Source organism: Pseudomonas flavocrustae, assembly GCF_029872515.1.
Taxonomy (GTDB): domain Bacteria; phylum Pseudomonadota; class Gammaproteobacteria; order Pseudomonadales; family Pseudomonadaceae; genus Chryseomonas; species Chryseomonas aestiva.
Genome location: NZ_JAPDIQ010000003.1, coordinates 155973 through 175707, shown reverse-complemented (window position 1 = coordinate 175707; position 19735 = coordinate 155973). Strand labels below are relative to the sequence as shown.

At 67.4% G+C, this 19735-nt stretch carries 16 protein-coding genes and 1 riboswitch; of the genes, 7 read left to right on the top strand and 9 right to left on the bottom strand.

The window, feature by feature from the left end; all coding sequences use genetic code 11:
• Window positions 1–4: 4 nt before the first annotated feature.
• The 9 genes from OMP44_RS08665 to OMP44_RS08625 all read right to left on the bottom strand — a co-directional run bounded on the left by OMP44_RS08665 (window position 5) and on the right by OMP44_RS08625 (window position 10510).
• Entirely contained in the window at window positions 5–1294 is a 1290-nt protein-coding gene (locus OMP44_RS08665; protein WP_280307380.1) for an MFS transporter, read from the bottom strand.
• Window positions 1295–1426: 132 nt separating this feature from the next.
• On the bottom strand, window positions 1427–2158 hold the full coding sequence (locus OMP44_RS08660; RefSeq protein ID WP_133861704.1) for a GntR family transcriptional regulator: 732 nt from the start codon (window positions 2156–2158) through the stop codon (window positions 1427–1429).
• Between the two features lie 281 nt (window positions 2159–2439).
• Complete coding sequence (locus OMP44_RS08655) at window positions 2440–3594, bottom strand: M20 family metallopeptidase (protein WP_273861551.1); 1155 nt, start codon at window positions 3592–3594, stop codon at window positions 2440–2442.
• Window positions 3594–4988 carry a M20 family metallopeptidase gene (locus OMP44_RS08650; RefSeq protein ID WP_273861552.1) on the bottom strand — a complete coding sequence of 465 codons (1395 nt, stop codon included), beginning with the start codon at window positions 4986–4988 and terminating at the stop codon, window positions 3594–3596. Before OMP44_RS08650 ends, OMP44_RS08655 begins: the two co-directional genes overlap by 1 nt.
• Window positions 4989–5002: 14 nt before the next feature.
• The gene (locus tag OMP44_RS08645) at window positions 5003–5965 is read right to left on the bottom strand and encodes an ABC transporter ATP-binding protein (protein ID WP_133861707.1); all 963 of its coding nucleotides are present in this window, start codon (window positions 5963–5965) and stop codon (window positions 5003–5005) included.
• Window positions 5962–6957, bottom strand: a complete 996-nt coding sequence (locus tag OMP44_RS08640) for an ABC transporter ATP-binding protein (RefSeq protein WP_133861708.1) — start codon at window positions 6955–6957, stop codon at window positions 5962–5964. Before OMP44_RS08640 ends, OMP44_RS08645 begins: the two co-directional genes overlap by 4 nt.
• 14 nt (window positions 6958–6971) lie before the next feature.
• The gene (locus OMP44_RS08635; protein ID WP_158895531.1) at window positions 6972–7874 is read right to left on the bottom strand and encodes an ABC transporter permease; all 903 of its coding nucleotides are present in this window, start codon (window positions 7872–7874) and stop codon (window positions 6972–6974) included.
• Between the two features lie 8 nt (window positions 7875–7882).
• The gene (locus tag OMP44_RS08630) at window positions 7883–8800 is read right to left on the bottom strand and encodes an ABC transporter permease (RefSeq protein WP_280307377.1); all 918 of its coding nucleotides are present in this window, start codon (window positions 8798–8800) and stop codon (window positions 7883–7885) included.
• Between the two features lie 189 nt (window positions 8801–8989).
• Window positions 8990–10510, bottom strand: coding sequence for an ABC transporter substrate-binding protein (locus OMP44_RS08625; protein ID WP_133861711.1), 1521 nt, complete (start codon window positions 10508–10510; stop codon window positions 8990–8992).
• A 171-nt stretch (window positions 10511–10681) separates the two neighbouring features.
• Between OMP44_RS08625 and OMP44_RS08620 the strand changes: the two genes are divergently transcribed.
• From OMP44_RS08620 to uca, 7 genes are all read left to right on the top strand, one after another.
• Entirely contained in the window at window positions 10682–11587 is a 906-nt protein-coding gene (locus OMP44_RS08620) for a LysR family transcriptional regulator (protein WP_273861555.1), read from the top strand.
• A 178-nt stretch (window positions 11588–11765) separates the two neighbouring features.
• Window positions 11766–11865, top strand: a riboswitch (guanidine-I (ykkC/yxkD leader).
• A gap of 51 nt (window positions 11866–11916) precedes the next feature.
• Window positions 11917–12981 carry a putative urea ABC transporter substrate-binding protein gene (locus OMP44_RS08615; protein ID WP_280307374.1) on the top strand — a complete coding sequence of 355 codons (1065 nt, stop codon included), beginning with the start codon at window positions 11917–11919 and terminating at the stop codon, window positions 12979–12981.
• A 23-nt stretch (window positions 12982–13004) separates the two neighbouring features.
• Window positions 13005–13817, top strand: coding sequence for an ABC transporter permease (locus OMP44_RS08610; protein WP_027599335.1), 813 nt, complete (start codon window positions 13005–13007; stop codon window positions 13815–13817).
• Complete coding sequence (locus OMP44_RS08605; RefSeq protein WP_280307371.1) at window positions 13817–14575, top strand: ABC transporter ATP-binding protein; 759 nt, start codon at window positions 13817–13819, stop codon at window positions 14573–14575. The genes OMP44_RS08610 and OMP44_RS08605 overlap by 1 nt, the downstream gene beginning before the upstream one ends.
• Window positions 14576–14586: 11 nt before the next feature.
• On the top strand, window positions 14587–15297 hold the full coding sequence (locus OMP44_RS08600) for an urea amidolyase associated protein UAAP1 (protein ID WP_158895542.1): 711 nt from the start codon (window positions 14587–14589) through the stop codon (window positions 15295–15297).
• 9 nt (window positions 15298–15306) lie between these two features.
• Window positions 15307–15942 (top strand): urea amidolyase associated protein UAAP2, encoded by a 636-nt coding sequence (locus tag OMP44_RS08595; RefSeq protein ID WP_017640185.1) that lies wholly within the window; start codon window positions 15307–15309, stop codon window positions 15940–15942.
• Between the two features lie 191 nt (window positions 15943–16133).
• A complete protein-coding gene (uca, locus tag OMP44_RS08590) occupies window positions 16134–19733 on the top strand; it encodes an urea carboxylase (protein ID WP_187979264.1) in 3600 nt (1199 codons plus the stop codon).
• Window positions 19734–19735: the final 2 nt, after the last annotated feature.

Below are 19735 nucleotides of genomic sequence, written 5' to 3'. Positions count from 1 at the left end.
ATCATCACGCCCGAGCGCGCTGATTGCCGTTGATAGTGGCCGGAACGGCGGAGGCATTGGCTTCAAGGTCCCTGCCCCGGGTTTCAGGCAGGCAAAGTGCGGCAAGCACCCCCACGCCGTAGGCGATTCCGGCATCGATACCGATCGCCGAACCCAGGGACATGGAATCACTCATGTGCCCGACCAGGAATGGAAATACAGCGGACAGCACCCGGCCAAAGTTGTAGCAAAAGCCAACGCCGGCGCCGCGTACATCGGCCGGGTAAAGTTCGTTGAAGAACGCGCCCAGACTGGCCGGAATGCCGGCGGCGAAGAACCCCAGCGGGAACCCCAGGAACAGCATCTGCGTATTGGTCAGCGGCAGAAATACGTAGCACTGCACCGTGACCACGCAGCACAAGGCAAACAGCACAATGTTTTTTCGACGGCCAATGCGATCGATCAAATAACCGCTGGCCACACAACCACACCAGAAGGCGAAGATGATCACCGCCAGATAGCCGCCCGAGTTCAGCACAGACAGATTGCGCTCGGTCTTGAGAAAAGTGGGTAACCAGGTCATTACCGCGTGATAGCCACCGTGCGCGCCCAGTCCCAGCAGCCCGCCAAACAGCGTCACGCGAATCAGTTCCGGGCGAAAAATGCCCGCGAGCGACGTGAAGAAACCCTGCGGAATGGCGTTGCCTTCTTGCAGACGCCGGAAGCTGTCCGGCTCCTCAACGTTACGACGTACCCAGAAGATCAGGAACGACGGCAGCAACCCGACAAGGAACATCACACGCCAGGCCATGTCCTGTGGCACAGCGGTATAGATCAGGGTGAACACCCCGACCGCCAGGCCCCAACCCACCGCCCAGGCACTTTGTACAGTGCCCATGACCTTGCCGCGATAGCGCGGATTGATCGTCTCGGCCATGAGCACCGCGCCGGCCGCCCACTCCCCGCCAAGCCCGAAACCCTGCAGCGCCTTGACCACCAACAGCTGATTGAAGCCCGTGACGAAAGCCGAGAGAAAGGTGAAGAACGAGAACCACAGAATCATCAACTGCAAGGTGCGCACGCGGCCGTAGCGGTCAGACAACGTCCCACCCACCCAGCCACCGAGTGCCGAGGTGACTAGGGTAACGCCGCTGATCAATCCGGCATCGCCCTTGGTCAGCGCGAAAGCGGCGATCAGCGCCGGAATCGCCAGACCGAACATCTGTACTTCCAAGGCGTCGAGCGACCATCCGCCGAAGCAGGCCCAAAATGTCTTGCGCTCACGAGGAGTGATGTGGCGATACCAGCTGAACATGAGTCTTATCCTTATAGGTGTTACGCAAGACAGCCGACGGCCAACCCGCCGCGACAGGATCGACGTTGGCAACCAAACAGCAATCGGCCGGCGATCTGGCCGCCGCAGAACGCTTCGCTACGCAGACAGGCGTCAGCGAATATCCACGCTGTAGCGGAAATGCTCCGCGTGGCCGCGCGAGCGACGCCACTCCAGCGGGCTACCCGCGTAATCACGGGCCAACCGCTCGATCACGATCACCGGACTGTTGACCGGTACCTGGAGCAGGCGGGCATGCACGTCATTCACCGATTCGGCGGTCAGCGTCTCTTCGGCCGAGGCAACAACCTGTCCGCACACCTCTTCGTAGATCGGATACAGCAGCGGCCCTTCGCGACTGAGGTCGATCTCCAGCAGCGCCTGGAACCGCTGGCGGGGCAGCCAGATTTCTTCGGCGAGCACCGGCTTAACATCGAGCAGACGCACGCGGACAATACGAATGACCAACGCATCGGCAGGCAACCCTAGCGCTTGCGCTACGGCCGAAGGTGCGGCAACGGGCTCGATCGAGAGGATGCGACTCTCCGGGACCTGGCGCTCTCCGGAAACAGTCTGGAATCGGAAGAAACGGAACAAGGAGGATTGAAACTGCGCCCGTCGAATGAACGTCCCGCGCCCTTGCTGACGTTCCAGAATGCCCTCACTGACCAAGGCATCAATCGCCTTGCGCACCGTGCCGGTGGACAGCTGATATTCCGCAGAAAGCGCCGCTTCGGTAGGGATCGCCTCCCCCGGACGCCAGCGATTATTGGCGATCTGCTCAGCCAATTGGTCACGCAGGCGTTGGTACAGCGGCAGTCGGGCATCACTGGATAAAGAATTCATCGACTTTATTCACCTTGTTATCTAGTCATCTATATGAATCTTGCAGCGAGTATTTGCCCAGACAACTTCGCTGTCAAGGAAGGGCCTTTTGTCTCGCTGACGAATGGCTGCCCTACCGCCCTTGTCATCGACAGGCAGGTCTTCGCCAGCAATATCAGATCCTGGCCGATTGCTGCCCCGAACCAAGGGCAGCTATGAATCGATAGCTCGAGGATCTAAAGCCGCCAATTGTGGCCCTCCCCGACCAGGAGTCGCACCTGTTTCGGAAACCGGCGTGAGGGTCAGGCCTTTACGGCCAGGGCCAGGATGGTCGCCACCAGCGCCTGGGTGCGTGGAACCAGGGTATCGAGCACCAGGAATTCGGCGTCGGTGTGTACCTTGCCGCCCACGGGGCCCAGGCCACAGAGGGTGGGCACGCCCAGGCTGGCGGTGAACCCGGAGTCGGCGCAACCGCCGGTGAATTCGCCCTCGACGCTGAAGCCGAGGTCCTCGGCCTCGCGCTGGTAGAGCGCCAGCAGGTCGTGGCTCAGGTGCGCCTCCATCGGCAGGAACAGGCAGGTGGGTTCGACACGGGCGGCTGTCCCCGGCACCTCCACCTCGGCGATGATGGCCTCGATGCGCGCCTGCAGCGCGGGCCAGTCGGCCAAGGCGACGAAGCGCACATCCAGGCGCGCGGTGGCGCTGGGCGCCACGGTATTGCTGGAGGTGCCGCCCTCGATGAGGCCGACGTTGGTGGTGATGCCGCGCTCGTAGTCGGTCAGGGCGTGCAGCTTGGCCACCTTGAGCGCCAGGGCCTGGATGGCACTGGCGCCCTCGGCGTGGCTGACGCCGGCATGGGCGGCACGACCGCTCACGCTGATAGCCAGGGTGGCGCCGCCCTTGCGCGCCTTGACCACGTTGCCACTGACGCGCCCGGGCTCGCAGTTGAGCACGGCCCGGGCGCCGCGGGCCGCCGCTTCCAGGTGCGGGCGAGCCGTGCCGGAGCCGATCTCTTCGTCACCGGTGTAGAGCACCCGTACCGGAAACGGCAGCTCGCCGGCGCGCTTGAGCGCGCGCAGCGCGAAGCAGCTCGCCACCAGTCCACCCTTCATGTCCGCGACGCCGGGGCCATAGGCCTGGCTGGCATCGCGGGTGAAGCCGCGGCTGGCCACGGTGCCCGGCGGAAAGACGGTGTCGCGGTGGCCCAGCAGCAACACCGCAGCGCCGGTGGCGGGCCCCACCTGGGCGGCGAGGACGTCACCGAAGTCGGCGATCGGCGTCCGGGCAACCTCGATGCCGTCTTCGGCCAGGGCGGCGGTGAGCACTGCACCGACGGCATCGACGCCGGCCTTGTCGTAGCTGTTGGAATCGGTATCGACCAGGCGTTGCAGGAGAAGGGTCATCGGCTCGCGCTGGGTGGCGAGCCACTCCAGGGCAGTGGTCTTGGCAAGGGGCATCAGCTGCGGCTCCAGCGATCGCCCAGGTCCCAGAACAACCCGGCCATGAGTTGCAGCCCCTGCCGCGCGACCGGGGCCAGGAGATGCTCGTTGGGCGCGTGCTGGGAGCAGGCGGGATAGGAATGGGGCACCCAGAGGGTGGGCAGTTCGAGGATGTCGGCAAAGATGTCATTGGGCAAGCCACCGCCGAAATTGGGCAGCAAGGCGGGCTTTTCGCCCAGGGTGCGGGTCAGGGAGGTCAGCGCCCAATCCACCCAGGGATTCTCCGGGTCCAGCCGCGAGGCGTGGAGGATCTCGTCCTTGGCACGGGAAACGCGCACCGCGGCGAAACCCCGTTCGGCCAGGTGCGCCTCGATCAGCGGGATGAAGGTCGTGCAATCGCAGCCGGCGACGAAGCGGATCTGGCAGTGGGCGCGGGCGCTGCCGGGAATGGCATTCACCGGTGCCTCGGGATTGCCGGTGGTGAAGGCCAGCAGTTCGAAGGTGTTCCAGCCGTAGACACGTTCCGCCGGGGTCAGCCCGGGCTCGCCCCAGTGGGGATCGATGGCCGGATCGCCCGGCGCGCCGCCCACCTCGATGTCGGCCAGCGCCCTGCGCACCGGTGCGGGCAGCTCGGTGGGCTTGAGCCCCGCGACCTGGATCTGGCCCCGGGCATCCACCAGGCTGGCCAGCGCATGGGCGAGGATGATCCCGGGATTGGCCAGCAGCCCGCCCCAGTTGCCGGAGTGATGGCCGCCTTCGCGCAGCTCCAGGTGCAGATCGAAATTGAAGGTGCCGCGGGCACCCAGGAACAGCGTCGGCCGGGATGCCGAGACTCGCGGACCGTCGGAGGCGATGAACAGATCGGCGGCCAGGGCCTGGCGCTGCTCCTGGCAGAAGGCGCGCAGGCCGACCGAGCCGATCTCCTCGCCCATCTCCAGCAGCAGCTTGACGTTGTAGCCCAGGCGTCCGCCGCGGGCGGCGATCACCTGTTCCAGCGCCGCCAGGTTGAGCAGGTGCTGGCCCTTGTTGTCGGCGGTGCCGCGGCCGTACCAGCGCTCGCCCTGCTCCACCAGGGTCCAGGGCGCGAGGCCTTCGCGCCAGCGGCTGGCATCACCGCGCACCACGTCACCGTGGCCATAGCTGAGCAGGGTCGGCAACGCCAAGTCCTCGATTCGCTCGGCGATCAGCAAGGGCCCCTTGCCGGCGACCGGATTGTCCAGCTGCCGGCTGGTGAAGCCGAGACTGGCCACATAGGGGGCGATGAATTCATCCAGGTAGCGCTGCAGCTCCGCCTGGCGCTCGGGCGCCTGGCTTTCGGTAGGATGGGCCACCGCGGTGGCGAGCTGCGTACGAAAGGCGCCGCTGTCGAAGTGCGCGGCGGCAAGCTCAAGGGCATGGGTACGGCTGGTCATGGCGGACTCCGGGGTCAGGCAGGTTCGGGCAGATGGCAGCGCTTGCTGCCGCCGGGGATGGGTTCGCGTTCCGGATAGCGCTCGGCGCAGGGGCCGAAGCAGCGCGGGCAGCGGGGATGGAAGGCGCAGCCGCTGGGCGGCGAGATGGGATTGGGAAAGCTGCCGCCCAGGCCCAGCGCCGGCAGGCCCAGGCTGGGATCAGGGGTGAGCACCGCATCCAGCAGCGCCCGGGTATAGGGATGCGCCGGCTGGGCGAACAGCGCCGCTCGCTCGCGCTCCTCGACGATCTTGCCGAGGTACATCACCGCCACCCGGTCGGCCAGGTGCTCCACCACCGCCAGGTTGTGGCTGATGAGCAGATAGGTCAGACCGAATTCACGCTTGAGTTCCAGCAGCAGGTTGAGGATCTGCGCCTGCACCGAGACGTCCAGTGCCGAGGTGGGTTCGTCGCAGATCAGCACGTCCGGGCGCATCACCAGGGCGCGGGCAATGGCCACTCGCTGGCGCTGACCACCACTGAGCTGGCCGGGATGGCTGTCGGCGGCGCGCCGTGGCAAACCCACCACGTCGAGCATCTCGGCGACCCGCTGTTGCTGCTCGGCCGTCGAGCCCAGGCCATGCACCTTGAGCGGCAATGCCACGATCTCGCGCACCGTCTTGCGCGGATTGAGCGACGAATAAGGGTCCTGGAAGATCGGCTGGATATGCCGGGCCATTCGCTTGCGATCCACCCCGCGCAGGTGCTCGCCGCCTACCAGGATGTCGCCGCTGGTGGGTGCCAGCAGCCCCAGCAGCAGCTTGGCCAGGGTGCTCTTGCCGCACCCCGATTCCCCCACCAGACCCAGGGTCTCGCCGCGATGGAGCCGCAACGAAATGCCATCCACCGCCTTGAGGGTGGCCGGCGGGCGGAACAGGCCGCGACCCAGGGTGAATTCGCGGCGGATGTCGCACAGTTCCAGAGCGATCTCGCGGCTCATCGCACACCTCCGACCCGGCGCAGGGGTTCGCTGGGCAGGGCGAAATGGCAACGCGCCAGGTGCGCGCCCTCCTCCAACAAGGGCACGCTGTCGGCGCAGACCGCCACCGCCTGCGGGCATCTGTTGCGAAAGGCACAGCCGTGCTGCTCGCCGACCAGGCTGGGGACCAGGCCGGGAATGGCGCCCAGCGGCTGCCCGGGACGGGTCCGGCCCGGTACCGGGATGCTCGCCAGCAGCCCACGGGTATAGGGGTGTCGGGGGGCGGCGAACAGCTCGGCGGCCGGTGCCTGCTCGACGATCTGGCCGGCATACATGACCGCTACCCGGTCGGCGATGCGCGCCACCAGCCCCAGGTCATGGGTGATGAACACGATGGCCGTGCCGAATTCCCGCTGCAGATCGCGCAACAGGTGCAGGATCTGCGCCTGGATGGTGACGTCCAGCGCCGTGGTGGGTTCGTCGGCGATGATGAGGTCCGGTTCGCAGAGCAGCGCCATGGCGATCACCACCCGCTGGCGCAATCCGCCACTGAGCTGGTGCGGATACTGGCGCAGGCGCTCGCCGGCGTTGCTGATGCCGACCTTTTCCAGCATGGCCTCCGCGCCTGCCCAGGCGGCCTTGCGATCCAGCCTGCGGTGGCGCCGCAGCACCTCGGCGAGCTGGTCGCCGATGCTGTAGGCCGGATTGAGGGCGGTCATGGGTTCCTGGAAGATCATCGCCAGGCGATTGCCGCGCAGGTCGCGCATGCCCTTTTCGCCCAGGGTCAGGAGGTCGTGCTCGCCCAGCGTCAGGCGCGCCGCCTGGCGCCGGGCCTGGCGCGGCAGCAGATCCATCAGCGCCAGGGAGGTGAGCGACTTGCCGCAGCCGGACTCGCCCACCAGGCAGAGCATTTCGCCCCGCTCCACCTGCAGGTCCAGGCCGCGCACGGCGTGCAGGGTGTCATCCCCCAGGGGGATATCGATCCGCAGGTCTCTTACGTCGAGCAGTGCCATGGTCAGTCCTCCGCTTAGTTGCGCCCGCTGGGCGCGGCCAGATCCCGGATACCGTCACCCACCAGGTTGATGGCCAGCACCAGCAGCATCAGGGCGATGCCGGGAATGGCGATCACCCAGGGCGAAAAGAACATGTAGGGCTTGCCTTCGGCGATCATCAGGCCCCAGGACGGCAACGGCGGCTGCACGCCCACGCCGAGAAAGGACAGGGTCGCCTCCAGCAGGATGGCGTGGGCCATCTCCAGGGTGATCACCACGATCAGCGCCCCCAGCACATTGGGCAGGATCTCGCCGACGATGACCCGCCAGGGTGAACAGCCCAGCGCCTGGGCAGCGGCGACGTATTCGGCGTCGCGAATCTGCTGCACGGCGGCGCGCACCACCACGGCGAAGCGATCCCACAGCAGACAGCCGAGCAGGATCACCACCACCTGCAGCGAGCCACCCACCAGGGAGGCGGCGGCCAGGGCCACCATCACCACCGGCAAGGCCAGGCGGGTGGTCACCAGGTAGCTCACCAGGGCGTCGACCTTGCCGCCGTAGTAGCCGGCGAGCACCCCGAGCAAGGTGCCGATGGCGCCGGAGATGAGCGCCGCGGCGAGACCGATGAACAGCGAGATGCGCGCGCCATAGAGCAGCCGGGAGAGATAGTCGCGGCCGAGCTTGTCGGTGCCCAGCGGATGGGCCCAGGTGCCCTTGGCCATCCATACCGGTGGTTTCATCCGCTGCATCACGTCCTGGGCATAGGGGTCGTGGGGCGCCAGCCAGGGCGCGGCCAGGGCGGCGAAGACGATGACGACGAGCAGCACGGCGCCCAGGGCGAAGCCGCGGTGGCCGAACCAGCGGCGTAGCTGGCGGCCCAGCGTCGGGCGCGGGGGCAGATAGTCGTCGAGCACGAAGGGATTGGCGACGGTCATGGAGCCTCCTAGCGCACGCGAATGCGCGGGTCGAGCAAGGCGTTGAGCAGATCGGCCACCAGCGTCAGCACGATATAGATCAACGCGATCAAGAGGACGATGGCCTGCACCACCGGGAAGTCGTTGCGGGCGATGGCGTCCCAGGCCAGTTGGCCGATGCCCTGCAGCGAGAACACCGCCTCGATCACCACCGACCCGCCCAGCATGAAGCCGAACTCCACCGCGGCCAGGGCCACCACCGGGATCAGCGCATTGCGCAGGGCGTGCTTGAACAGTACCCGGGCCGGACTCAGGCCCTTGGCCCGGGCGGTGCGGATGTAGTCGGCGCCCAGTACATCGAGCATCCCGGCCCGGGTCAGGCGCATCAGCGAGGGAGTGGCGTAGTAGCCCAGGGCGATCGCCGGCAGGATGAAGTGCTGCCAGCTGGTATTGCCGGACACCGGCAGCCATTTCAGGGTCACGGCGAAGACGACGATCAGCACCAGGGCGAACCAGAAGCTGGGCATCGCCTGGCCGAAGGTCGCCAGGGTCAGCGCCAGGCGGTCGATCCAGGTGTCGCGCCGGACCGCGGCCAGCACCCCGAGCGGGATGGCGATGAGCAGCGCCACCAGCAGCGCGATGGCGCCCAGGGTCAGGGTGATGGGCAGGCGGCTGGCGATGAGATCCCGCACCGATTCCTGGAAGAAGAACGATTGCCCCAGCTCCAGGCGCAGCAACTGCCCGATCCACTCGACGTACTGCGTCGCCAGGGGTTTATCGAGGCCGTGTTGATGACGCACCACCTCGATCTGCTCGGCGGTGGCCTCGGGTCCGGCGATGGCGGTGGCCAGGTCGCCGGACAGGTGCAGCAGGAAGAAACTGATGAGGGAAACGGTAAAGGCCACGGCCAGGGTGATACCCAGGCGGCGCAGGAGATAGGCGGACATGTTCGGCTCCTCGGCTGAGAACCTGTTCAAGCGCTGCTGCGCGTCGGCCAAACGGCGTTGAAAAGGCCTTCGGAATGCTCATTTACCATTCGTAAACTCCGCTTCCTCAGGCCTTTTCGCCTTGTTTGGCTCTAGCTCGCGAGCTTGAACAGGTTCTGAAGACGCCCCCGTGCGGGGCGCCGGGACGGATCAGTTCCAGTGGGCCAGGGCGAAGCGCGGCAATTCGTCCGGATAGGGCTGGAAGGCCAGGTCCGAGGTGAAGGCGTAGTTGATGGAATAGTTGAACACCGGCGCCCAGTAGGCCTGCGCGGCGATCCGCTGCAGCGCCTTGCGGTAGTTGTCCTTGCGCACCGCCGGATCCATGGCGGTGTCGGCCACCTTGAGCCAGTCGATCACCTGGGGATCCTTGGCCACGTCGTCGGCATTGCCCTTGAAATACACGCCGGTGGCCGCCGAGGCGTCGGCGATGGAGAACGAGCCCCAGGCGAGAAAGGCCATGGGCACCTTGCCGGCGCGCTGCTGGTCGCGCAGGGCAGCGTATTTCAGATAGCGCAGCTTGGCGTCGATGCCCACCGCACGCAGGTCCCCGATCAGCGCCTCGACCACGTCACGATCGCGGTAGGCGAAGATCTCGGTGCTGAAGCCGTTGGGATAGCCGGCGGCCTTGAGCAGCGCCTTGGCCTTGGCCGGGTCGTAGGCGTAACCCGGTACGGCTTTGGCGTCGCAGCCGAATTGCTCCGGATAGCAGGCCACCTGCAGCGGCTGGCTGCCGCCCCCCATGAGCTGGCTGGCGATGGCCTGGCGATTGATGGCGTAGTTGACCGCCTGGCGCACCTCGGCCTTGGCAAAGGGTGAATCCGGGCTGGAGGCGCCCTGGGCGTCCATGCTGAGGAAGCCGATCCTCATGCTGGCGCCGCTCTCCACGGTGAGGTTGGGCGCGGCCTTGAGTTGCTCGGCCTGGTCCGGCGCCACGCGCCAGGCCCAGTCGATGCCGCCGGTCATGAGCTCGGCGAGCCGGGTCTCGGCGTCGGGGATGACGCGGAACTGGATGTGGCCGATGCGTGGCTGACCCTGGGGACTGTCCTTGAAATAGTCCGGATTGCGCTCCAGCGTGACCCCCTGGCCGCTGGTGACCGCGACGATGCGATAGGGCCCGGTACCCACCGGCTTTTGCGCGAAGCCCGCCAGACCGACCTTCTGGAAGTACTTGCCGGGATAGATGGGCAAGGGATTGGCCAGGTATTCCAGCGCGGCGGGAAACGGCTGCTTGAGGTGCAGGCGAACCTTGTATTCGCCCAGCTTCTCGGCGCTCTTGATCCAGTTGACGTTCTGCTGGGTGACCACCTTGCCTTCGGGCGAGGCCACGTAGTTGAAGGTGAAGACCACGTCGTCGGCGGTGAAGGGGTCGCCGTTGTGGAAGGTCACGCCCTGGCGCAGATCGAAGTCGAGGGTCAGCGGATCGACCTGCTGCCAGCCGGTGGCCAGCATCGGCCGGTATTCACCGGTCTGGGGATCGCGGTAGATCAGGGTATCCCAGGCCAGGTGGGCGAGGATGACGCCTTCACGGGCATCGTTGTGATAGGGGCTGACGTTTTCGGGCTCGGTGTCGGAGGCGTAGACCAGGGTGTCGTTGGCTTTGCCGGCGAAGGCCTGGCCCTGGGCCAGGAAGAGGGAAAACGCGATGCCACAAGCGAAACCTTTGAGTCCCATGCCGTCTGTCTCCGGGGCGGTGGTTGGTCAAAGGCAGGTCCGCGAAACGCGGGAAAGGAGTTCTTGCTGAAGCCTGTTGTTGGTCTCTTGACCCGACTCTAGGTCTTGCCATCCCATGCCACAAGCAGAATATTTAGATGCGAGCCATGCCTTTTCGGCAAAGGAGGCCCTATGCAGCCCTACGGCATTCAGTCCACCGCCCTGCGCTATTTCCTCGAGGTGGTGCGGTGCGGCTCCATCAGCGAAGCTTCCCAGCGGCTCAATGTCGCGGCCAGTGCGGTGAGTCGCCAGATCGCCAAACTGGAGCGCGAACTGCAGACGCCGCTGCTCGAACGCCGCGCCCGTGGCGTCGTGCCCAGCGCCGCCGGCGAGCGTCTGGCCGTGCATGCGCGCAAGGCGCAGCTGGCCAGCGAGCAGGTCGCGGCCGAGTTGCGGGGCCTCGCCGACCTGCGCCGCGGCCAGGTACGCCTGGCCACCACCGAAGGCTTTTCGCTGGACTTCCTGCCCGAGGTCATCGTGGCCTTTCGCCAGGGCTATGCCGGCATCCACTTTTCCCTGGAGGTCTGCGCGCCGGCGGCGGTCACGCGCCGGGTCCAGGAAGGTGACGCCGACCTGGGCCTCACCTTCAGCCTCAGGCCAGAGCCGGACATCAGCGTCGACGCCGCCTTGAGTGGCGCCATCGAGGCGGTGGTGGCGCCCGAGCATCCCCTCGCCGGCCGTACCGGGCTGACCCTGGCCGACCTACAGCCCTTTCCGCTGGCGCTGCCGATGCCCGATACCACGGTGCGCCAGCTGTTCGACATCTGCTGTGGCGTCCAGGGACTCTCCTTCGAGCCCGTGCTGGTGAGCAACAACATGCAGGCGCTCTATCGTTTCGCCGCCTTGGGCGGTGGCGTGGCGCTCTCAAGCGAACTGAGCCTGCGTAGTCGACTGCGCGAAGGCCAACTGGTGGCCCTGCCCCTGCTGGACGAAGGCCTGGCCGCGCGGCGGATCGAATTGCAGAGCATGGCGGGTCGCGAATTGCCCCCGGCGGTGAATGCCTTTCGCCAGGCGCTGATCGCGGCGCTGGGGCGCTGAGTCAAAGCAGTGCATCGTGCCGCTTCGAACGCACTGCAACGGGGCGGCGCGCTGGATACAGCCTCAACGTCATGGCGAGCAATCAGCATGGCACGGGGCCTGGCGGCAACTGGCACGCATCTGGCAAAGGCCATAGCGTGCAGGAGCACCGGCCAGCCGGTTTGATGCACCACAATCTGCAATGGATGACTAGGGTTCCGACTCGCTCGTGCGGGTGTCTGGTCCGAGAGTCGTCGACCTCTGATGGGGTTACACGGCGGGACAAAAGCCCGGGAGACACAGCGCCAGTCGCGTGCTCCTGTCCCGTCGTCCATCCTATTGGAGGTCCCATGCGCCATCCCCTGCTCGCCTCGCTCGTTCTCGGTTGTTCCCTGCTGCTTGGTGCCACCGCTCAGGCGGCGCCGCGCGACGACTTCAAGGTGTGCTGGACGATCTATGCCGGCTGGATGCCCTGGGGCGAAGCCCAGGCCCAGGGCATCATCGACAAGTGGGCCAAGAAATACGGCATCCACATCGAGGTCGTGCAGCTCAACGACTACGTCGAATCCATCAATCAATACACCACCGGCCAGTTCGACGGCTGCGCCATGACCAACATGGACGCCCTGACCATTCCGGCCGCCGGCGGCGTGGACAGCACGGCGCTGATCGTCAGCGACTACTCCAACGGCAACGACGGCGTGGTGATGAAGGGCAAGGGCAAGACCCTGGCCGACCTCAAGGGCCAGCAGGTCAACCTGGTGCAGTTCTCCGTCTCCCACTATTTGCTGGCACGCGCGCTGCAGAGCGTGGGACTGAGCGAGAGGGACCTGACCACCGTCAACACCTCCGACGCCGACATGGTGGCCGCCTTCCAGACCGCCGACGTGCGCAACGTGGTGACCTGGAATCCGCTGCTGGCCGAGATCAAGGCTCAGCCAGACACCACCGAGGTGTTCGACTCCAGCAAGATTCCCGGCGAGATCCTCGACATGCTGGTGGTGAACACCGCCACGCTCAAGGACAACCCGGCCCTGGGCAAGGCCCTGACCGGTGCCTGGTTCGAGATGCTGGCGCTGATGCAGTCCGGCGACGCCAAGGGCAAGGCGGCCCTGGAGGCCATGGCCAAGGCCTCGGGTACCGATCTCGCCGGCTTCCACGCGCAACTGGACAAGACCCGGCTGTTCGCCACGCCCGCCGAGGCCCTGGCCTTCGTCAAGGATCCCGCGCTGCCGACCACCATGCAGCGCATCGCCCACTTCTCCTTCGAACACGGCCTGCTGGGCCAGGGCGCACCCAGCGCCGAGGCCATCGGCATCGCCTATCCGGGCGGCAAGACCAGCGGGGACGCGGGCAATCTCAAGCTGCGCTTCGATCCGACCTTCGTACAGCTGGCCGCCGACGGCAAGCTCTGAGCCCCGCCGCGAGGACGACGCCCATGCGCTTCATCAATCGGCATCCCGATCGGGGCGGCCGGCTCCTGCTGGTCCTGCTGCCCTTCGCCCTGCTCGCCCTGCTCTATCTGGTGGGCTCGGCCACCCGGCTAGCGGAGAACCCCAACGACAAGCTGCTGCCCAGCGTGGCGCAGATGGCCGATGCGGTGCAGCGCCTGGCCTTTACCGCCGACGTACGTACCGGGGGTTATCCGTTCTGGCAGGACACCCTGGCCAGCCTGCAACGCCTGGGGCTGGGCCTGGGGATCGCCGCGCTGATCGCCCTGGTGGTGGGCATCGCCGCGGGCAGTCTGCCCCTGGTCGGCGCGCCGCTGTCGCCGCTGGTGACGGTGCTCTCGATGATCCCGCCGCTGGCGATCCTGCCGATCCTCTTCATCGTCTTCGGCCTGGGCGAACTGGCCAAGGTGATGCTGATCGTGGTGGGCGTCACCCCGGTGCTGATCCGCGAGCTGGACCAGCGCGCCCGGGAGCTGCCACGCGAACTGCTGATCAAGGCCCAGACCCTGGGCGCCAACAGCTGGACGGTGATCCTGCGCCTGGTGCTGCCGCAGCTGCTGCCGCGCCTGCTCATCGCCCTGCGGCTGCAGCTGGGCGCCGCCTGGCTGTTTCTCATCGCCGCCGAGGCCATCGCCGCCACCGATGGCCTGGGCTATCGCATCTTCCTGGTGCGGCGCTATCTGGCCATGGACGTGATCCTGCCCTATGTCGCCTGGATCACCCTGCTGGCCTGGCTGCTGGACGCGGGCCTGCGCCTGCTGACGCGGCGCGCCTTTCCCTGGTACGGGGAGGGTCGCTGATGATCGAGGTCCGCAATCTCTGGCAGCGCTATGGCGAGCAGGTGGTGCTCGAAGGCCTCAGTCTGCAGGTGCGCGAAGGCGAATTCTGCGCCCTGGTCGGTGCCTCCGGCTGCGGCAAATCCACCTTCCTGCGCCTGCTGCTCGGCCAGGAGCGGCCCAGCCGTGGCGAGATCCGCATCGATGGTCAGCCGCTCTCGGCGGAACCGGATCCCGAGCGGGGCGTGGTCTTTCAGCGCTATTCGGTGTTTCCCCACCTGAGCGTGCTGGACAACGTCGCCCTGGGCCTGGAATTGCCCAGGTCCCCGCTGCTCGGCCGGCTGCTGGGCACGGCCAAGCGCCAGGCCCGGGAACAGGCCGCTGCCCTGCTCGAACGCGTCGGCCTGGGCCAAGCACTGAGCAAGTACCCGGGCCAGCTGTCCGGCGGCATGCAGCAGCGCCTCGCCATCGCCCAGGCGCTGATCGTCCGGCCGCGCATCCTGCTCCTGGACGAGCCTTTCGGCGCCCTCGATCCCGGCATCCGCAAAGACATGCACACCCTGCTGCTGGAGCTCTGGCACGAGCGCCCGCTCACCGTGTTCATGGTCACCCATGACCTGCACGAGGGCTTCAGCCTGGCCACCCGGGTGCTGGTGTTCGACAAGGTCCGCCAGGACCCGCAAGCCCCCGGCGCCTATGGCGCCCGCATCACCTACGACCTGCCCCTGACCGCCAAGACCCGGCCCGTGCATGCGCCTGGGACTCGGCCAGCCCTTACCTGACGAGGTTGCCCATGACTGACGAACTGCTCTACCAGGAACGCGTCCCCGGCGGCGGCACCGCCTCCTTCATCCTGCGCCGCGGCCAGACCCTGCGGCTGACCGACGTGGAAGGCGGCGCCAATGTCAGCCTGCTGCTGTTCAATGCCGATGACCGCAGCGAGCGGCTGAACCTGCCCGATACCCTCAAGGGCCAGCACACCGCGCGTCTCACCGCCGGCCATTGCCTCTATTCCGACATGGGGCGGGTGCTGGCGGCCGTGGTGCGCGACACCTGCGGCTGGCACGACAGCTTTGGCGGCGTGGCCAATGCCGCCGAGGTGGCGGAGAAATACGGCGCGGGTCGCTACCAGGAGCTGCGCAACGGCTTCCACCGCAATGGCACCGACAACCTGCTGGTGGAACTGGCCAAGTGGGGCCTGGGCCTGGAAGACCTGCTGATGACCCTCAACCTGTTCAGCCGGGTGGACGTGGATGCCGCGGGCGCCTTTGCCTTCGTGCCCGGCAACTCCCGCGCCGGCGATCTGGTCGAGCTCCATGCGCCCATGAACACCCTGGTGGTGCTGACCGCCCTGCAGCATCCGCTGGACCCGGACCCGGTCTATGCGCCGCGCCCGGTCGATCTCGCCCAGTTGCGCGCGGCGCCCGAGGTGGCCGAACGCTGCCGCACCTCGCGCCCGGAAAACGAGCGCGCCTTTCAGAACACCGCCCGCTACTTCCTCTGAGGCCCTGCCATGACCCTGATCGCCAGCACCAAACGCCCGGAAGATGCCAGCTACCGCGCCCTCCTGCCGGCCGGAGCGCCCTACCTCAAGGAGGTCAAGGCCGGCCAGACCCTGCGCATCCATGACCTGGAAGGCAACCAGGCGGTGGACACCCTCTTCTACGCCGCCGCCAACCCCCAGGAACGCTACGATCCCCAGCGCACCCTGAGACGCCAGGGCCGGGTCTATCTGTCGACCGGCAGCGTGCTCTATTCCAACCTGGGCAATCCCCTGCTGACCATCGTCGCCGACACCTGTGGCCGCCATGACACCCTGGGCGGCGCCTGCTCCCAGGAGAGCAACACGGTGCGCTACGCCCTGGATCGCCGGCAGATGCACAGCTGCCGTGACAACTTCCTCTGCGCCGGTGGCCATGACGGGCGCCTGGGCAAGCGCGACATCGGGGCCAACATCAACTTCTTCATGAACGTGCCGGTGACCGCGGACGGCGGCCTGACCTTCGCCGATGGCATCTCCGGCGCCGGCAAGTATGTGGAGTTGCGCGCCGAGACCAACGTCATCCTGCTTATTTCCAATTGCCCGCAACTCAACAACCCCTGCAACGGCTGGAACCCTACTCCGGCGGAGGTGCTGCTATGGGACTGACCCACGCACGCCAGCTCTGGCAGTGGCTGCGACCGCGTCTCCATCGCCTCTGCGAAGTCCGCGCCGGGCGCTACAGCTACCGCGGCAAGCGCTAGACGCCGACTGACCTACCGCCCTCGCGCGGCCTCCTGGGGACGACCCCGGGAGCTTTTATCTGGCGGGACGGCCCGCCGCCTTCGAGGACGCCTCGAATGTTCACCACCCTGCTCATCGCCAACCGTGGCGCCATCAGCTGCCGCATCCAGCGCACCCTGCGCGACTTGGGCGTCGCCGCGGTCGCCGTCTACAGCGAAGCCGATCGCGCCAGCCGCCATGTCAGCGCGGCCGACCAGGCCTTCAGCCTGGGCGAAGGCGCCGCCGCGGCCACCTACCTGGACACCGCCAAGCTGCTCGAGGTGGCGCGCCAGAGCGGCGCCCAGGCCATTCACCCGGGTTATGGCTTCCTCTCCGAGAACGCCGCCTTCGCCGAAGCCTGCGAAGCCGCCGGCATCGCCTTCGTCGGGCCCACCCCCGAGCAACTGCGCACCTTTGGTCTCAAGCACACGGCGCGGGCCCTGGCGCGCGCCCAGGGCGTGCCGCTGCTGGAGGGCACCGAGCTGCTGGATACCCTGGAAGGGGCACTGGCGGCCGCGCAACAGATCGGTTATCCGGTGATGCTCAAGAGCACCGCCGGTGGCGGCGGCATCGGCATGCGCGTGTGCCGCACGGACCCTGAACTCGCCGAGGCCTTCGACGCCGTGCGCCGGCTGGGCCAGAACAACTTCAGCGACGCGGGCGTCTTCCTGGAGAAGTACATCGAACGCGCCCGGCACCTGGAGGTGCAGGTGTTCGGTGATGGCCAGGGCGAGGTGCTGGCGCTGGGCGTGCGCGACTGCTCGGTACAGCGCCGCAACCAGAAGGTACTGGAGGAAACCCCGGCGCCCAACCTGCCGGCCGGCATGGCCGAGGCGCTCTGCGCCGCCGCCCTGGAGCTGACACGCGCGGTACGCTATCGCAGCGCCGGTACCGTGGAGTTCGTCTACGACAGCGCCGCCGACCGCTTCTACTTCCTGGAGGTGAACACCCGGCTGCAGGTCGAGCACGGCGTCACCGAGCAGGTCTGGGGCGTGGACCTGGTGCGCTGGATGATCGAACTGGCCGCTGGCGAACTGCCGCCGCTGGCCGTGCTCGCCGCGGGGCTGCAGCCCCAGGGCCATGCCATCCAGGCGCGGCTCTATGCCGAAGACCCGGGTCGCGACTTCCAGCCCAGCCCGGGCCTGCTGACCCAGGTCGACTTCCCACCCGCGGATGGCCGGGCGTTGCGCCTGGACACCTGGGTCGAGGCCGGCTGCGAGATCCCGCCCTATTTCGATCCCCTGGTGGCCAAGGTCATCGCCTGGGCCCCCGACCGTGACGCCGCCCGGCAACGCCTCGATCAGGCCCTGGCGGCAACCCGGCTCTATGGCGTGGAAACCAATGGCGACTACCTGCGGCAGATCCTCGCCGCCGCGCCCTTCGCCTCGGGCCAGCCCTGGACGCGCTGCCTGGAAGGGCTGACCTACCAGGCCACCACCCTGGAGGTGCTCAGCGCCGGCACCCAGACCACGGTGCAGGACGCCCCCGGGCGCCTCGGCTACTGGTCGGTGGGCATTCCCCCTTCCGGCCCCATGGACGACCGCGCCCTGCGCCTGGGCAATCGCCTGCTCGGTAACGACGGCCGCGCGGCCGCCCTGGAAATCACCCTGGCCGGCCCTACCCTGAGATTCAACACCGAGGCCGTGGTGGTGGTCACCGGCGCGGCGCTGCCGATCCTGCTGGACGACCAACCCCAGGCCATGGACAGCGTCTTTCGCGTCCCCGCGGGTGCCATCCTGCACCTGGGCGCCATCACCGGCGCCGGCGCCCGCAGCTATCTCTGCCTGAGAGGCGGCCTGGACCTGCCCGACTACCTGGGCAGTCGCAGCACCTTCACCCTCGGCCAGTTCGGCGGTCACGGTGGCCGCGCCCTGCGCGCCGGCGACGTGCTGCACCTGCACTCGCTGACCGACGCACGTGCGGAGGCCCGGCTGCCCCTCGCCCTGACCACCCGGCTGCCCGAGACCCGCACCCTGCGCGTCATCTATGGACCGCACGGTGCGCCGGACTATTTCAGCCCGGCCTATCTGGATCTCTTTCTCGCCACCGACTGGGAGGTGCACTTCAATTCCAGTCGCACCGGCGTGCGCCTGATCGGCCCCAAGCCGGAATGGACCCGCGAAGACGGCGGCGAGGCTGGTCTGCATCCCTCCAATATCCATGACAATCCCTATGCGGTGGGCGCGGTGGACTTCACCGGCGACATGCCGGTCATCCTCGGCCCGGACGGCCCCAGCCTGGGCGGCTTCGTCTGTCCGGTCACAGTGATCGAAGCCGACCTCTGGCAACTGGGCCAGCTCAAGGCCGGCGACCGGCTGCGCTTCCTGCCGGTGGACCTGGCGACCGCGCGACGCCTGCAGCAGGCACGCCTGGCCGAGGAAAGCAGCTTGCAGCCGCAGGCGGAGATCGCCATTACGCCCGAGCGCGGCGATCCCGTGGTGCTGGATCTGGGCCAGGGCGCCGAGCGCCTGGTGGCGCGGCTTTCCGGGGATACCCATCTGCTGCTGGAGATCGGCCCACCGGAGCTGGACCTGGCCTTGCGCTTTCGCGGCCATGGGCTGATGCAGGCACTGGCCGCGCTGGCGCTGCCCGGGTTGTACGAACTCACCCCCGGCATCCGTTCGCTACAGGTGCACTACCAGCCCGAGGCACTGCCTCTGGCAGAGCTGCTGGCGGCGGTCAGTCGCTGCTGGCAGGCGCTGGGCGATGCCCAGGACCTGCGGGTGCCCTCGCGCATCGTCCATCTGCCGCTGTCCTGGGACGATCCGGCCTGCCGCCTGGCCATCGAAAAATACACCACCACGGTGCGCAAGGACGCGCCCTGGTGCCCGAGCAACTTGGAGTTCATCCGCCGGGTGAATGACCTGGAGTCCCTGGAGGCGGTCAAGCGCATCGTCTTCGACGCCAGCTACCTGGTGATGGGCCTCGGCGACGTTTATCTGGGTGCGCCGGTGGCCACCCCCCTCGATCCGCGTCACCGGCTGGTGACCACCAAGTACAACCCGGCGCGTACCTGGACCGCGGAAAACTCGGTGGGCATCGGTGGCGCCTATCTCTGCGTGTACGGCATGGAAGGCCCTGGCGGCTATCAGTTCGTCGGTCGCACCCTGCAGATGTGGAATCGCTACCGTGACGTGGAAGCCTTCCACGGCCAGCCCTATCTGCTGCGCTTCTTCGATCAGATCCGCTTCCATGAGGTGTCGGCGGACGAGCTGCTACGCATCCGCGCGGACTTCCCACTGGGTCGCGTGCCGCTGCGCATCGAAGAGAGCGAATTGTCCCTGGCCGACTACCAGGCCTTCCTGGCACGCGAAGCCGAGGGTATTACCACCTTCCGCACGCGCCAGCAGAGCGCCTTCGCCGCCGAGCGGCAGCGCTGGATCGACTCCGGCCAGGCGCATTTCGACAGCCAGGAAGCCGCCGTGGAAGCCACCGAGGATGTCCCCCTCGCCAGCCACCAGCTGGCCCTGGAAAGCCCGGTGGCCGGCAATCTCTGGCAGGCCCAGGTGCAGCCGGGCGACCAGGTGGAAGCCGGCCAGCCGTTGCTGATCCTGGAATCCATGAAGATGGAAATCCCGTTGCTCGCGCCTTGCAGCGGCCGGATCCACGACCTGCAGGTCCAGCCCGGCTCGCCGATCCGCGCCGGCCAGCGCCTGCTGGTCATCGACAAGACGTGAAG